This window comes from Paenibacillus solani, from assembly GCF_050475945.1.
In the GTDB taxonomy this organism is placed as follows: Bacteria; Bacillota; Bacilli; order Paenibacillales; family Paenibacillaceae; genus Paenibacillus_AQ; species Paenibacillus_AQ solani_A.
Genome location: NZ_JBCMXJ010000016.1, coordinates 682,661 through 697,754, shown reverse-complemented (window position 1 = coordinate 697,754; position 15,094 = coordinate 682,661). Strand labels below are relative to the sequence as shown.

Here is a 15,094-nt window from a genome sequence, read left to right as displayed (position 1 = left end):
TACTTGACAGGGGTATGACCAGGAACAGGCTTTTTAAATAAGTATTTATACTATTTCTTGCCGCCTTTGCGGCCAATTTCCTGATAGAATTCACGATTATGATTCCGTGAAGTGGCTTCGCCGCCCTTCTGGCCGATTTCTTGATAGAATTCGCGACTATGGTTTTTGGACGTTGCCTTGCCGCCTTTTTTTCCAATTTCCTGATAGAATTCACGGCTATGTTTCTTGGCGGTCGCTTCGCCTCCAAGACGTCCTGCCTCTTCGCGGGTCATTTTACGATTTTTGTTCGTTGCCATCACAAATCACTCCTTTACCGTCGTATTTGCTATGCGTATATCTTACTTACCACCACTTTTTTGTCATGAATCAAAACAATCGACTAAAGATTGGCAAATTATCATTTGAGGATCAAATTGTTCCTTCAGGCATAATTTAGCTTAATTCAGTATTTATTTCATGGTTTAATAAGAGTATGATCAAGAATAGGTTTGGAGGTTTATTACATTGCCGTTTGTTCAAGTGAAGGGACGAGCAGTTCCTTGCAAGGGAATCTTGTTTGATAAAGATGGAACCTTAGTTCATTTTATGGCCCTGTGGGGAGGATGGACAGACTATGTGCTCCGCTTCATGGAGCAGCGGCTGGAGATCATGGGGGCCGGCTTCACCGTTCCGAAAGAGAAGGTGCTGGGCACCCGTCATGATGCCAATGGGCGTGTGATCGGTTATGACATGCGTGGACCGCTTGCAATGAGTACGGTAGAAGAAACATACGGGCTGCTGGCTTGGCAATTGTACGCTGCGGGAATGCCTTGGAATGAGGCCATTGCTGAGGTCACTCAGATGACTAACCATGCTATGCACGAAGTTCGTCAGCAGAAACCTGCATTCCCGATGCCTGGGCTGGAGAGTTTTTTGGAAAAATGCAGCTTGGCGTCAGTAAAGATGGCCGTAGTTACATCGGATCAAACCTCGGGTGCCGTTGAACAATTGGAGTGGATGGGGTTTCGTTCTTACTTCACTGTTGTAGTAGGAAGGGATCAAGTTCGAGATGGAAAGCCGCACCCGGAGATGACCGAGAAGGCATGCCGTCTGCTAGGGATCAGGCCTATGGACGCGATTGTCATCGGTGACAGCAACGGTGATATGCAAATGGCGAAGCAAGCAGGAGCTGCTCTGGCGATAGGTTTATGGTCAGGTGAAGGTGATCCTGAACATCTCGCGGATGCCGATGTCGTCATATCCGATTATAATGAAATAGACGTGCAAAGGTAGACGTGTTATTTTAAGGGCTGTACGGAGGTGTAAAGAGTGGAGAACAGGGAAAAGATCGAACAGTTGGCAACATGGATTGAAGCAAGCGACTATATTGTTTTTTTCGGAGGGGCCGGCACCTCCACAGAGAGCGGAATACCTGACTTCCGTTCAGCGGCAGGACTGTATCAAAGTGAGCACCAATCTCCATATCCGCCGGAGGTCATGCTCAGTCATACTTTCTTTATGGAACACCCGGAGGTTTTTTATGATTTTTACCGGAGTAAGATGCTGCATCCGAATGCACAGCCGAACGGCTGCCATCGGCTTTTGTCAAGACTTGCGCACGACGGGAAGCTGAAAGCCATAGTTACACAAAATATCGATGGTCTTCACCAGACAGCAGGCTGTTCAGATGTGTTGGAGCTTCATGGCTCTGTGCATCGCAATTATTGTATGGAGTGTTCAAGGTTTTATAGCTTGCAGGATATTCTCGACATTCAGGAAATCGTCCCATGGTGCAAAGATTGCGGCGGATTGATCCGGCCGGATATCGTGCTTTATGAAGAGGAATTGAATCAGGATATTGTCATGCGTTCCATTCAGGAAATATCAACGGCAGATTTACTGATTATCGGTGGGACCTCCTTGACCGTACATCCCGCAGCCGGGTTGGTATCTTATTTTCAAGGAAGTAAGGTAGCTCTGCTCAATGCAGATCCGACCCCATATGATCACAAGGCCGGCCTCTTGATAGCGGATCGGATCGGGAAAGTCATGACACAGGTAGATAAGCTGATCACCATATAACGACGATCATGCGCTGGTGCGTTGCTTATAAATCACTGTAATCGTTTTCTTGTCTCCGGCCGCCGAAACACGATAAGATGAAGTATAGAATGGACCTATTTACAATAGAAGGGCAGGGATTGCAAGTGACCTATGTAGCTAGCGAAGACAGGTATGAGGGAATGAAGTATAACCGTGTGGGACGATCGGGCTTGAAACTTCCGGCGATCTCCTTGGGATTATGGCATAATTTCGGTGGTGTCGATGCATACGAAAACGGGCGAAATTTGATTACCCGCTCCTTCGATCTGGGAATTACCCACTTTGATCTGGCGAACAATTATGGACCTCCTGCAGGCTCTGCCGAAGAAACGTTCGGTAAGGTTCTTTCCCGTGATTTACAGGATTACCGTGACGAGATGGTCATTTCATCCAAAGCGGGCTATTATATGTGGCCCGGGCCATACGGCGACTTTGGATCACGAAAATATATAGTGGCAAGTCTTGATCAGAGTCTGAAGCGGATGGGCCTGGATTATGTCGATATCTTCTATCATCACCGGATGGATCCGGAAACGCCTCTCGAGGAAACGATGGCAGCCTTGGATCATCTAGTTCGTTCGGGTAAAGCACTGTATGTTGGAGTCTCCAATTATTCGCCGGAGAAGACAAAGGAAGCGATATCAATCCTGAAAAGCCTGGGAACACCACTGCTCATCCATCAACCGAATTACTCCATGCTGGATCGTTGGGTAGAGAACGGATTACTCGACGTTTTGGAAGAAAACGGAGTTGGAAGCATTGCGTTTTCTCCACTTGCTCAGGGCCTTTTGACCAACAAATATTTGAACGGCATACCTGGTGATTCACGCGCGGCAAGTGCTTCTGTGTTCTTGAATGAGAACAATATTACGCCTGAGGTGCTGCGAAAGATCAAAGCGCTTAATCAGGTGGCACAAGCTCGAAACCAGAGTCTCGCCCAATTGGCGCTATCGTGGGTTCTTCGCAGTGGTAGAGTGACATCCGCTCTAATCGGGGCAAGTAAGGTAAGCCAAATTGAAGATAACGTCGCAGCCTTGAATAATCTGGAGTTCTCCAAAGAAGAATTGGATCGTATTGAAGCGATTTTGAAAACGGAGAACGGGCCTTCTACAGAGGGATAGTGCCTTTATAAGATAATGATTGTTATGTTGACAAATATAGAAATACAAGAGCGCCTCAGGATGGATAAATACCTGACAAGCGCTCTTTTTTATGCGTGATCGTCAATCTGTTCGCAGGGGCGATGCGAGAGTCTCTTTGCGGTACTGCGACGGAGATCGGCCGACGAGCCGCTTGAATTGGCGTGAGAAATAGAGCGGATCGGTGAGTCCGACGGAAGCGGAAACCTGCTCGATAGACAAATCGGGACGTTCACGCAGCAGCCGCTTGGACTGGTCGACTCTCAATTTAAGCAGATATGTGATCGGAGTCATGCCCGTTTCCTGCTTGAAGATTCGTGACAGGTATGCGCGGTTATAGCCCAGGCCGGTACACATCTGTTCAATCGAGACAGGATGAGCGTATTGGGAAGTCATGTAGTTGATCATCTGCTTCACTGTTCGCTGAACTTGAGGTTCAGCCAGTGTTAATTGGGACGGTTGGTCACTTTGATTCATGATCTCGGCCCAAATTAAATGCAGGTACCCAATCGAGGCTATATGAGAGCTGTCCTCCCTGGATTGAAAATGGCTCTGTATGAGGGATACATATCCGGGAAGGGGGTTGTTCTCCACGAGGCGGAGGACAGGCTTCTCTAGTGTGAGCCCCAAACGGTAGACTTCTTCATCAGCTTGCTTCCCATCAAAGGCGACCCAGCGGTAACGCCACGGCTGACTCGCATCAGATACATAGCTGACGATCTGGCCGGGATGGATCAGGAAGCAATCACCAGGTCCGAGCTGAAACTTATCAGTTTCGGTACGAAATATGCCATATCCCGATTCAATCACATGCAGAAGATAATGATCGAATATCTTTGGCCCCAAGGCATGCTCGGGTGAGGTTTGACTCTCGCCCGCGAAGCGGACATGGAGCCACCCGCCGCCATGCTGTGCAGGATTGGAAGCGACAGAATAGGTTGGTTTCATCATTCATTATCCTTTACAATCAGTTTGGGGAAACAATGAGTATGGAATTTATTGTACTCCCAAAAGTCATATAAATCCATATGTAGCACACAAGATTTCATTATCAGTTACCGAGATTTTCATTATACTGAAGGCAGTAAAACTACCATATGTACAGGATGGAGTGATGGGCAGTGTCAACGCAACAGCTTATGGAACTATTCATGGAAAAGCATGGAGAAGGCCGTCACAAGGCACATATCTTTAACGCACCCGGACGCGTGAACCTGATCGGAGAGCATTTGGATTATAACGGAGGTTACGTGCTTCCCGCAGCTTTGGAATTTGGTACAACCTTAATTATTAGAGCACGTGACGATAACAAAGTGAGTTTTTCATCGACCAATATTCCTGATGAACTAACGATCAGCCTGGATGAGGATTATGGTTATAAAAGAGATCAGTGGACGGATTATCCGGTTGGTGTCATCGTTGAGCTGAGTAAAATCGGAGTTAACCTTAGCAGCGGTTACGACCTGCTCTACCATGGGGATATTCCCAACGGAGCGGGCCTCTCGTCCTCGGCATCCATTGAAGTTGTTACGGCCTACGCTTTCTTGAAGATGGAAGGCAAGGAGACGGATACGGTAGAGATTGCCAAGCTCTCGCAGCGGGTAGAGAACCTGTTTGTCGGCGTTAACTCCGGGATTATGGATCAATTCGCCGTAGCGAACGGCAAGCAGGATCATGCCATTCTATTAATGTGCGACACGCTGGAGTATGAGCTGGTGCCTTTCCGGACCGGAGCTTACAAAATCGTGATTTCCAATACCAACAAACGGCGCGGACTCGTCGATTCCAAATACAATGAACGACGCAGCGAGTGTGACCGCGCTTTGGAGATTTTACAGAAGGAACTGCCGGCGCTGACATATCTTGCTGAGCTGAACCCGGATCAATTTGTCACCCTGCAGGACAGCATCAAGGATGAAACGGTTAGAAAACGTGCTCAGCATGTCGTTGAGGAAAATCAGCGTGTGCATGATTCCGTAGAGGCCTTGAAGAATGGTGATTTGGAAGCTTTCGGACAATATATGAATCAGTCCCACGACTCTTTGCGTTATCTGTACGAAGTTACGGGCGATGAACTGGATGCGCTCGTGGAAGAAGCTCAGCGGATACCGGGTACGCTCGGTTCCAGAATGACGGGAGCCGGCTTTGGAGGCTGCACGGTATCCCTCGTTCATGAGGATGCGGTGGAACGATTCATCACGGAAGTGGGGCAGCAGTACCAAGCGAGAACGGGACTGAAAGCGGACTTCTACGTATGCGGTGTGGGTCAAGGTGTGCATGAAGTAAAGGAGGGTAAATAATATGGCTATTTTAGTGACAGGCGGTGCTGGTTATATCGGATCTCACACTGTGGCAGAGCTCTTGGAGCAAGGGGAAGAAGTTGTTGTGATTGACAGTCTGGAGACGGGGCATCGTGAGGCACTGCTCGGTGGCAATCTGTATGTTGGCGACCTTCGGGACAAAGCACTGCTAAAGCAGCTGTTCTCTGAAAACAATATTGATGCCGTTATCCATTTTGCTGCAAACTCTCTGGTTGGTGAGAGCATGAAGGATCCGGTGAAATATTATGATAACAACGTATATGGCACGCTGTGCCTGCTGGAAGCTATGAATGAAGCGGGTGTGCGCAAAATCGTCTTTTCATCAACGGCTGCAACCTACGGTGAGCCTGAAAAGGTGCCGATCGAGGAAACGGATCGGACCCAGCCGACGAATGTGTATGGGGAAACCAAGCTGATGATGGAGCGAATGATGTCCTGGTTCGATACTGTGCTTGGCGTGAAATATGTATCCCTTCGTTATTTCAATGCAGCTGGATCACATGCCAGTGGAAAAATTGGCGAGGATCACCGGCCGGAGAGCCATCTGATACCGCTTGTTCTGCAAACCGCTTTGAAACAGCGCGACAGCATTTCAGTGTTTGGTGACGACTACTCCACGCCTGACGGTACGTGTGTCCGTGATTACATTCATGTCAGCGATCTGGCGAACGCTCATCTGCGCGCAGTTGAATACCTCCGCCGCGGAGAGTCCAGTAATGTGTTCAACCTCGGCAACGGGCTTGGATTTTCGGTTAAGGAGGTTATCGAGACTTCGAAGCAGGTGACTGGCGCCGACATTCCGGTTGTCATGGAAGCTCGTCGTGCAGGTGACCCTGCGGTATTGGTAGCCTCTTCGGATAAAGCGAGAACCGTTCTGGGATGGACGCCGTCCAGAACGAAGCTGGAGGAGATTATCGAGAGCGCATGGAAATGGCACAATAGTCACCCGGACGGTTACGGTGACAATTAATTCAAGGGGGACGATGACCATGAATGCAGCAACATCAGGAACTCCCGAAACGAAGCAGGTTCTTCATGCGATTGAAATGCTGGTGCGATTTGCCCTTCACAAAGGTCTTATCCAGACAGCGGATGTGGATTACAGCCGCAATCTGCTGCTGGAGGATTTCGGATTCAGCGAGCCATATCTTGACGAAGTGAATGATCCGATGCCGGATAGTCCTCAGGCCATGCTTGACGTGATGATCGATTATGCTGCGGCGCATGGAATGATCCCGGAGAATACTGACACGTACCGGGATTTGTTGGACGCTAAAATCATGGGAAGGCTCATGGCGAGACCTTCGGAAGTCATTGCTCAGTTCCGGGCGGTCCAGCAGGAGCAGGGGATCATCGAGGCTACCCGGCAGTTTTACAATCTGTGCATCGACTCCAACTATATTCGCATGGATCGTGTAGCCAAAAACGAGTACTGGCAGCATGCCAGCGTATATGGCGATATTGAGATTACCATCAATCTATCCAAGCCGGAGAAGAGTCCGAAGGAAATCGCCATGGCTAAACTGCTGCCTCCACCGATCTATCCGAAATGCCAGCTCTGCCGGGAGAATGTGGGTTATGCAGGCAGGGTCAATCACCCGGCGCGGCAAAACCTGCGCATTATTCCGCTGGAGCTAAACGAAGAACCATGGTTCTTCCAATACTCGCCGTATGTTTACTATAACGAGCATTGCATTGTGTTCCATCACGATCACGTGCCGATGAGGCTGACCAAAGCGACGCTTGCCCGTCTTCTGAGTTTTGTTGATGCCTATCCGCATTATTTTCTCGGATCGAATGCGGATCTCCCGATTGTGGGTGGCTCGATTCTAACGCATGATCATTTTCAAGGAGGGCGTCATACCTTCCCGATTCAGAAAGCACCGAAGGTAGCCGGATTTACGCACAGGGATTATCCTGGTGTATCTGCAGCCATCGTGAAATGGCCGATGTCGGTGATCCGGTTATCCTCAAACGACCGTGAATCGCTTCTGGAATGCGCGAATGGCATTTATGAGGCTTGGAAAGTCTACAGCGATTCTTCGGTTGACATTGAGGCCTATAGCGAAGTGGATGGAGAACGGGTCCGCCATAATACGGTGACTCCGATTGCCCGCCGAAATGACGAAGGCATCTATGAAATGGATCTCGTTCTGCGGAACAATCGAACAAACGAGCAGCATCCGGAAGGGATCTTTCATCCTCATCGGGAAATGTTCCACATCAAGAAGGAGAACATCGGCTTGATTGAAGTGATGGGACTGGCGATCCTGCCGGGCAGGCTCAAGGAAGAACTCGATCAAATCGCCGATATTCTGGCGGGGAACGAGGAGCTGTACGCAAGCAGCAAGGCAGCGGACCATCCGCTAGCAATCCATGGGGACTGGATCGAGGAGCTGCGGGGACGGGGAGCAGCCGTGCCGGATAAAGCTGGGGCGGTCGAGCTGATTCGTCAGGAAGTCGGTCACAAATTCACAACGATTTTGGAACATGCCGGGGTGTACAAACAAACTGCGGAAGGACAGCAGGCATTCCAGCGGTTCCTGGCCCATATGGGTTACATTGCAGACGATAAATAATGTGTTACGGATAGCTATACCTCTAATCATAATTCAGACAGCCGATCTTTCTCCGGAAGGACGGCTGTTTGTTTTGCATAATGGGAATGGTATAGAATGAAAAAGCATCGCAAGATTGAATATAGATGCGAACAAGCAACGATGGAGGTAATATACATGAGACCTTTTGTCTTTCATAATCCGACTCAGTTGATCTTTGGCAAGAGCAAACTGAGCGCTTTAAGCGGTGAAGTGGCCAAATATGGCCGGAATGTTTTGCTGGTGTACGGCGGCGGCAGCATTAAGCGAAGCGGGCTGTATGATCAGGTAATCGCATTGCTGAAAGAAGCGAATGCGGTGGTAACAGAGCTTGCAGGGGTGGAACCGAACCCACGTTTGTCGACAGTTCATAAAGGCGTGGCATTATGCCGCGAGCATAATATTGATCTTATATTGGCTGTTGGGGGCGGAAGTGTAATTGACTGCTCCAAAGCTATTGCCGTTGGTGCCAAGTATGACGGAGATATGTGGGATTTCGTAGAACGCAAAGCCGTTCCGCAAGCGGGTCTGCCGCTTGGAACTGTGCTTACGATGGCTGCAACAGGTTCCGAGATGAACGGCGGGTCCGTCATCACGAACGAAGCTACCCTAGAGAAAATGAGCTGGGGAAGCCTACACGCGTACCCTGCATTTTCGATTCTGGACCCCGTCCATACATTCTCTCTTCCGCGAGATCAGACGGTGTATGGTATCGTGGATATTATGTCTCACGTGCTGGAGCACTATTTCCACCAAGACACCAACACACCGGTACAGGATGGCTTCTGTGAAACGATTCTTCGCACGGTTATCGATACGGCTCCGAAGCTGGTTGAGGATCTGGAGAACTATGAGCTCCGGGAGACGGTTATGTATTGTGGAACGATGGCATTGAACGGCATGATTAATATGGGAATGGCAGGAGACTGGGGAACCCATAATATCGAGCATGCGGTATCTGCCGTCTACGATATTCCTCATGGCGGCGGACTGGCGATTCTGTTCCCGAATTGGATGAAATTTAATCTAAAGTCGGATCCACAGCGTTTCAAATCGCTTGCCGTGAACGTATTCGGAATTGACCCTGCAGGAAAAAGCGATGAAGCCATCGGATTGGAAGGAATCGAGGCCCTTCGCCGCTTCTGGACTTCCATCGGTGCGCCGAGCACACTGCGAGATTACAATATCGATGATAGTCAGATCGAAGCTATGGCGGATAAAGCGATGCGATTTGGTCCTTTTGGCAACTTCCGCAAGCTGCAGCGTGATGACGTCGTGGAGATTTATAAAATGTCGTTATAAGGGTTGTCCTGTCGTGATATGACAAGGAGTAGCAATGATTATAAGTCTGCCGGTTGATACCGTGCAGGCTTTTTTAATGCGGTGCCGAATATAGATTATGAAGAGATTTTCATACGTTTGAGGCAAATAATTGAAACTTTAGCAAACATTTTGCCGTATTACTTGTTATACACAGTAAGGAATTCCAGAGGGGGCAATCAACATGGAAGCGTTATATTGGGGCTGTCTGATCGGAGGCGTGATTTTTGCCATCGTCACCGTGGTGCTTGGAGACATTCTTAGCTCTGCACTTGATGGATTGCTGGACTTTTTGTCAGTAGATTTTCTCAATCCGGTTGTGATCGCCGGAGGGATCACGGTATTTGGCGGAGCCGGAATCATGCTGACAAAATACACGGAATTGACGACAGGTGCTCATGTAACGCTATCTGTGTTGGCGGCTATCGTCATTTCGATTCTCGTCTACTTCGGATATGTTAAACCGATGGAGAACAGCGAGAACTCGACGGGATTCTCCATTAAGGAGCTGGCGGGCAGGATCGGCGTTGTTACCGTACCGCTTCCTGCAGAAGGATATGGTGAAGTGATGGTCAAGATTGGTGCAGGCAATACACTGCATATCGCATCAAGCTTTGATCGCCAAATTCTTCCCGCAGGCGTCCGTGTGGTGGTTGTCGATGTGGTTGAAGGTGTCCTGAGAGTGTCTGAACTGGAAGAACGAAAAGGAGAGGGATGATTCAATGCCAGAATACTTAGTAATTCCATCGATTGTTGTAGGTGTCATTGTCGTGTTAGGACTTGCGTTCTGGGCCCGTTACAAAACGGTGAGCCCGGATGAAGCGATGATCGTAACCGGTTCTTTTTTGGGAAGTAAAAACTTATCGGAGGATGAATCCGGCCGTAAAATCAAAATCGTTCGCGGCGGAGGTGCTTTTATCCTTCCCGTATTTCAGCGTTCCGAATTCGTATCGCTCTTATCTCATAAACTGGATGTAATGACCCCTGAAGTTTACACGGAGCAAGGGGTGCCAGTTATGGCAGATGGGGTAGCCATCATTAAAGTGGGAAGCTCGATCGAAGATGTGGCGACTGCAGCCGAGCAATTTATGGGCAAACCGATTGAAGCGCTGAAGGGTGAAGCCCAGGAAGTGCTGGAAGGCCATCTGCGTGCCATCCTTGGTTCCATGACGGTTGAGGAAGTATACCGTAACCGCGACAAGTTTGCACAGGAGGTTCAAGGTGTTGCAGCAAGAGATTTGAAGAAGATGGGTCTGCAGATCGTTTCCTTTACCATCAAGGATGTTCGCGACAAACACGGATATTTGGAAGCGCTCGGTAAACCGCGGATCGCAACAGTCAAGCGGGATGCAGAGATCGCTGAGGCAGAAGCGATGCGCGATGCGCGGATTCAGAAAGCGCGTGCCGAAGAAGAAGGTCAGAAGGCCGAAGTTATACGTGATACGAATATCGCAGAAGCCGAGAAGGAGCGGGAGCTGAAGGTCGCGTCCTTTAAGAAGGAGCAGGATACGGCGAAGGCCGAAGCGGACCAAGCTTACCATATCCAGGAAGCCCGTGCCAGACAAACAGCGGTTGAGGAGCAGATGAAGGTTGAGCTCGTTCGTAAGGAACGCGAAATCGATTTGCAGGAAAAAGAAATTACGATACGCGAGAAGCAGTACGACGCGGACGTGAAGAAGAAAGCCGAAGCGGATCGCTATGCCGTTGAGCAGGCAGCCGAAGCGGATAAGGCCCGCAAAATGCGCGAAGCGGATGCCTTGCAATACTCCATTGAAACTCAGGCTAAAGCCTCTGCCGAACAGAAGCGACTCGATGGTTTGGCTGTTGCGGATGCTGAACGTGCGAAGGGTACAGCTGAAGCTGAAGTTATCCGCCTCCGCGGTATTGCCGAAGCTGATGCCAAAGAGAAGCTGGCCGAAGCGTTCCAGAAGTTCGGAGAAGCTGCGGTGCTCGATATTATTGTGAAAATGCTCCCTGAGCTTGCAGGCAAGATTGCTCAGCCTATTTCGTCTATCGAGAAGCTGACGGTTGTTGATACAGGCAAAGGTGAAGGAGCAGCTCGCGTGAGCAATTATGTGACAGAGCTGATGTCGACTGCGCCTGAAATGCTGAAGAGTGTATCCGGGATCGATGTGGAGGAGCTCATTAAAGGCTTGACGACCAAAAAATCAGCCCCAGCCCAACAACCGGTGGCTGCTGAGCAGGAGCTGGTAAGGGTACCCGTAGAAGCTAGCGCCGCTAAGGAAGAGTAGTACCAGCAGCAGCGGGAGGCGATTCATACGATGGATTTTGCCGTGCTCCCATATTTCTGATAAGATATCCGAGTATACGCGTATGAATCAAATGAGGTGCGAATGTGAGCAGCTTACAAGTGGCTAAAGTGTTGAACAATAATGTAATCATAGCGAATCATCCTCTGCACGGCGAGGTTGTTGTTATCGGAAAGGGCATCGGCTTTAACCGCAAGACGAAGGATCGCATTCCCGACTCGGCTGCCGAGAAAATGTTCATTTTGACGAAGCCGGAGGAGCAGGAACAGTATAAGCAGTTGGTCCCTCACATCGATGAGAAGCTGATTGAAGCGGTGAATGATATCATTCTAAATGCCGTCAAATCCAGCGATGCTCCGCTAAACGAGCATATCCACATTGCATTAACCGATCATATTGCATTTGCGATTAAGCGTCATGCTCAGGGACTCTATATTCATAATCCTTTTTTATATGAAACCCGTGAGATGTATCCAGAAGCTTATGAGATGGCAGAGTATGCTGTGGATACGATTAGAGAGAAGCTGGGGGTTGATCTGGGGCAGGAAGAAATCGGATTCATCGCCCTTCATTTTCACAGTGCACTAACGAACCAGCACATTTCAGAGGTTCGCAAGCATTCCGAGCTGATCGCGGATCTGGTACATACCGTCGAACAGCAGTTGGATTTCACCATACCCAGGGATACGCTGGATTACTCGCGCTTGCTGACACATCTTCGGTTTGCCATAGAACGGGTTAGGCGAGGTGAAACGGTAACTGAGATAAGTTCGCTTGATGGTCTGCTGAAACGGGAATATCCTGAGATTTATTCTTTGGCATGGAAGTTGACAAAGATCATGGAGCAGCGGTTGAAGAAGCCCGTATATCCCGCGGAGGCTGGTTATTTGACCATTCACTTGGAGCGGTTGGTCCAGCGTAAAGAGCAAAACGGTTAAATGTGAAGATTTTATTAAGCCCCTTATATGTGGTTGCATCGCTAAATGAACGATGTTACAATACGATCAGTTATGAATCATACAACAACAAATGAAACGTGTAACTGATTCGATCAGGCATGAGTATTGCAGGAATTTGTGGTTGCTATTACCCAATTTTGGGTAATCTAATCCAAGAGATTAGCCAACCATTTTCCCGCAGTTACTCATGCCTTTTTTATTTGTCTGTTGTAAAGATGCGTCACAGTAAAGTATGTATCAACAACTGGTTAGAGGGGGTGAGGATACTCATGTTTAAACGGCTTTTTGGCGTATTGCAAAGGGTCGGGAAAGCTTTGATGCTGCCAGTAGCTATATTGCCTGCGGCTGGACTTCTGCTTGGTCTTGGGAATATGCTGGTTAATCCCGATTTTCTACAGTATGCACCGTGGCTGGATGCGGCTTGGGTACAAGCAACTGCTACAGTCATGATGAATGCAGGCCAAATCGTATTCACGAATTTATCTCTGCTGTTTGCAGTGGGGGTTGCTGTCGGCTTGGCCGGAGGCGAAGGTGTGGCTGGGCTTGCTGCCATTATCGGTTACCTTGTAATGAACGTTACCATGGGAAGTGTCATTGGGATAACACCGTCCATGATCGGTACGAATTATGAGTATGCGAGCGTGCTGGGTATTCCAACCTTGGCAACGGGCGTATTTGGCGGGATTATCGTCGGTATATTGGCCGCAAGCATGTATCGTAGATTTTACAAAATAGAGCTGCCGTCTTACCTGGGCTTTTTTGCCGGCAAACGGTTTGTTCCGATCATGACCGCTGCGACATCCGTTTTGCTGGGTCTTATCATGGTATTTATATGGCCACCTATCCAGTCTGCGCTTAACACTGCATCCCATTTCATGCTGGAGCAAAATCTGACGCTGTCCGCTTTCGTGTTCGGCGTTGTGGAACGGGGATTGATTCCGTTCGGTTTGCATCACATTTTCTATTCTCCATTCTGGTTTGAGTTCGGGGAATATGTGAATAAGGCGGGTCAAATGGTGCGCGGTGATCAAAATATATTCATGGCCCAGCTTCGGGATGGCGTAGAGTTTACCGCAGGTACCTTTATGACAGGGAAATATCCGTTTATGATGTTTGGCCTTCCCGCCGCAGCACTCGCCATCTATCATGAAGCGAGACCGGAGAACAAGAAGTTCGTGGCGGGCATCATGGGGTCGGCAGCTCTGACTTCTTTCTTGACCGGAATCACGGAACCACTTGAGTTCTCTTTCCTGTTCGTGGCACCAATCCTGTTTGCAGTGCATGCGCTCTTCGCTGGTCTTTCATTCATGACCATGCATATCCTAGGCACTAAAATTGGCATGACCTTCTCGGGCGGCCTGATCGATTACATGATATTCGGTGTCATTCCGAACCGGACGCCATGGTGGAATGTCCTTATTGTTGGTGCTATCATGGCAGTAATCTATTATTTCGGCTTCCGGTTTGTCATTCGGAAATTTAATCTCAAGACGCCGGGACGTGAAGAGGCCGCTGCCGCAACGTCAACCGCCAGCTCTCAGGAGGCGGGCGGCAGTCCTAATGATCTCCCGTCCAACATTCTGTCTGCACTTGGCGGTCAGCCTAACATCGCGCATTTGGATGCATGCATCACCCGGCTGCGTGTTGAGGTGAAAGACAAGAGTCATGTCGATAAGGGAAGGCTTAAACAGCTGGGCGCATCAGGGGTCCTGGAGGTGGGGAATAATATCCAGGCAATATTCGGCACTCGCTCTGATACCATCAAGTCGCAAATCCAGGACATCATGTCAGGTATCACGCCGACTTCTCCTCCTCAAGCTGCCGCGCCCGAAGCTATGCCAACTGCTCAAGAAGAGTTGCAGGCTGGACAGGACGGGGAAGCTCTAATCATGGAGGAAATCGTATCTCCAGTCGACGGAGAGCTGATGGATATATCCCATGTTCCTGATCCCGTGTTTGCCGAACGAATGACAGGAGACGGATTTGCGGTCCTGCCGCATAACGGAACGATTGTTTCTCCTGTAAACGGCACGGTATTCAATGTGTTCCCAAGCAAGCATGCCATCGGTATCATGTCCGATGGTGGTAAGGAAGTGCTTGTGCACATCGGTGTCAATACGGTTAAGCTGAAGGGGCAGGGATTTGATGTACTTGTGCAGGAGGGGGATCTGGTCACGACGGGCCAACCGATTATGCAGGTAGACTTGTCATATGTGAAGGAGAACGCTAAATCGATAATTTCTCCTGTGATCTTCTCGAACTTGCCGGAAGGAGCTTCTGTGAAGCTGAACAAGACCGGTGAAGTAAAAAACGGTGAACAAGACATCATAACCATAGTAAAACCTTAATCTTTAGCGTTATTTCTAGGAATTAAAAAATTATAATATACGAAAGTAGGATGATGAA

Annotated in this window: 12 protein-coding genes and 1 pseudogene; 11 read left to right on the top strand and 2 right to left on the bottom strand. The window is 49.1% G+C overall.

What is annotated here, in order from left to right; all coding sequences use genetic code 11:
• Positions 1-56: 56 nt before the first annotated feature.
• Positions 57-296 (bottom strand): annotated as a pseudogene (locus ABEQ74_RS21875) (KGG domain-containing protein); the annotation flags it as partial.
• Positions 297-504: 208 nt separating this feature from the next.
• Here ABEQ74_RS21875 and ABEQ74_RS21870 point away from each other — a divergent pair.
• The 3 genes from ABEQ74_RS21870 (at position 505) to mgrA (ending at position 3,203) form a co-directional block, all read left to right on the top strand.
• Positions 505-1,272 (top strand): HAD family hydrolase, encoded by a 768-nt coding sequence (locus ABEQ74_RS21870; protein ID WP_430124235.1) that lies wholly within the window; start codon positions 505-507, stop codon positions 1,270-1,272.
• Positions 1,273-1,308: 36 nt separating this feature from the next.
• Entirely contained in the window at positions 1,309-2,061 is a 753-nt protein-coding gene (locus ABEQ74_RS21865; RefSeq protein WP_430124234.1) for an NAD-dependent protein deacylase, read from the top strand.
• A 125-nt stretch (positions 2,062-2,186) separates the two neighbouring features.
• Entirely contained in the window at positions 2,187-3,203 is a 1,017-nt protein-coding gene (gene mgrA / locus ABEQ74_RS21860) for an L-glyceraldehyde 3-phosphate reductase (RefSeq protein WP_430124260.1), read from the top strand.
• A gap of 102 nt (positions 3,204-3,305) precedes the next feature.
• Here the strand turns inward: mgrA and ABEQ74_RS21855 are convergent, their stop codons facing one another.
• Complete coding sequence (locus tag ABEQ74_RS21855) at positions 3,306-4,172, bottom strand: helix-turn-helix domain-containing protein (RefSeq protein ID WP_430124233.1); 867 nt, start codon at positions 4,170-4,172, stop codon at positions 3,306-3,308.
• A gap of 170 nt (positions 4,173-4,342) precedes the next feature.
• On the opposite strand from ABEQ74_RS21855, the gene ABEQ74_RS21850 reads away from it, so the two are divergent.
• From ABEQ74_RS21850 to ptsG, 8 genes are all read left to right on the top strand, one after another.
• Positions 4,343-5,521 carry a galactokinase gene (locus ABEQ74_RS21850; protein ID WP_430124232.1) on the top strand — a complete coding sequence of 393 codons (1,179 nt, stop codon included), beginning with the start codon at positions 4,343-4,345 and terminating at the stop codon, positions 5,519-5,521.
• Between the two features lies 1 nt (position 5,522).
• On the top strand, positions 5,523-6,512 hold the full coding sequence (gene galE, locus ABEQ74_RS21845) for a UDP-glucose 4-epimerase GalE (protein ID WP_430124231.1): 990 nt from the start codon (positions 5,523-5,525) through the stop codon (positions 6,510-6,512).
• Positions 6,513-6,531: 19 nt separating this feature from the next.
• Positions 6,532-8,121, top strand: coding sequence for a UDP-glucose--hexose-1-phosphate uridylyltransferase (locus ABEQ74_RS21840; protein WP_430124229.1), 1,590 nt, complete (start codon positions 6,532-6,534; stop codon positions 8,119-8,121).
• A gap of 156 nt (positions 8,122-8,277) precedes the next feature.
• Positions 8,278-9,441 (top strand): iron-containing alcohol dehydrogenase, encoded by a 1,164-nt coding sequence (locus ABEQ74_RS21835; protein ID WP_430124228.1) that lies wholly within the window; start codon positions 8,278-8,280, stop codon positions 9,439-9,441.
• A 202-nt stretch (positions 9,442-9,643) separates the two neighbouring features.
• Positions 9,644-10,177 (top strand): protease, encoded by a 534-nt coding sequence (locus ABEQ74_RS21830; RefSeq protein ID WP_430124227.1) that lies wholly within the window; start codon positions 9,644-9,646, stop codon positions 10,175-10,177.
• A gap of 4 nt (positions 10,178-10,181) precedes the next feature.
• Positions 10,182-11,711, top strand: a complete 1,530-nt coding sequence (locus ABEQ74_RS21825) for a flotillin family protein (protein WP_430124226.1) — start codon at positions 10,182-10,184, stop codon at positions 11,709-11,711.
• A 104-nt stretch (positions 11,712-11,815) separates the two neighbouring features.
• A complete protein-coding gene (gene glcT / locus ABEQ74_RS21820; RefSeq protein WP_430124225.1) occupies positions 11,816-12,667 on the top strand; it encodes a glucose PTS transporter transcription antiterminator GlcT in 852 nt (283 codons plus the stop codon).
• 290 nt (positions 12,668-12,957) lie between these two features.
• A complete protein-coding gene (ptsG, locus tag ABEQ74_RS21815; RefSeq protein ID WP_430124224.1) occupies positions 12,958-15,036 on the top strand; it encodes a glucose-specific PTS transporter subunit IIBC in 2,079 nt (692 codons plus the stop codon).
• Positions 15,037-15,094 lie beyond the last annotated feature (58 nt).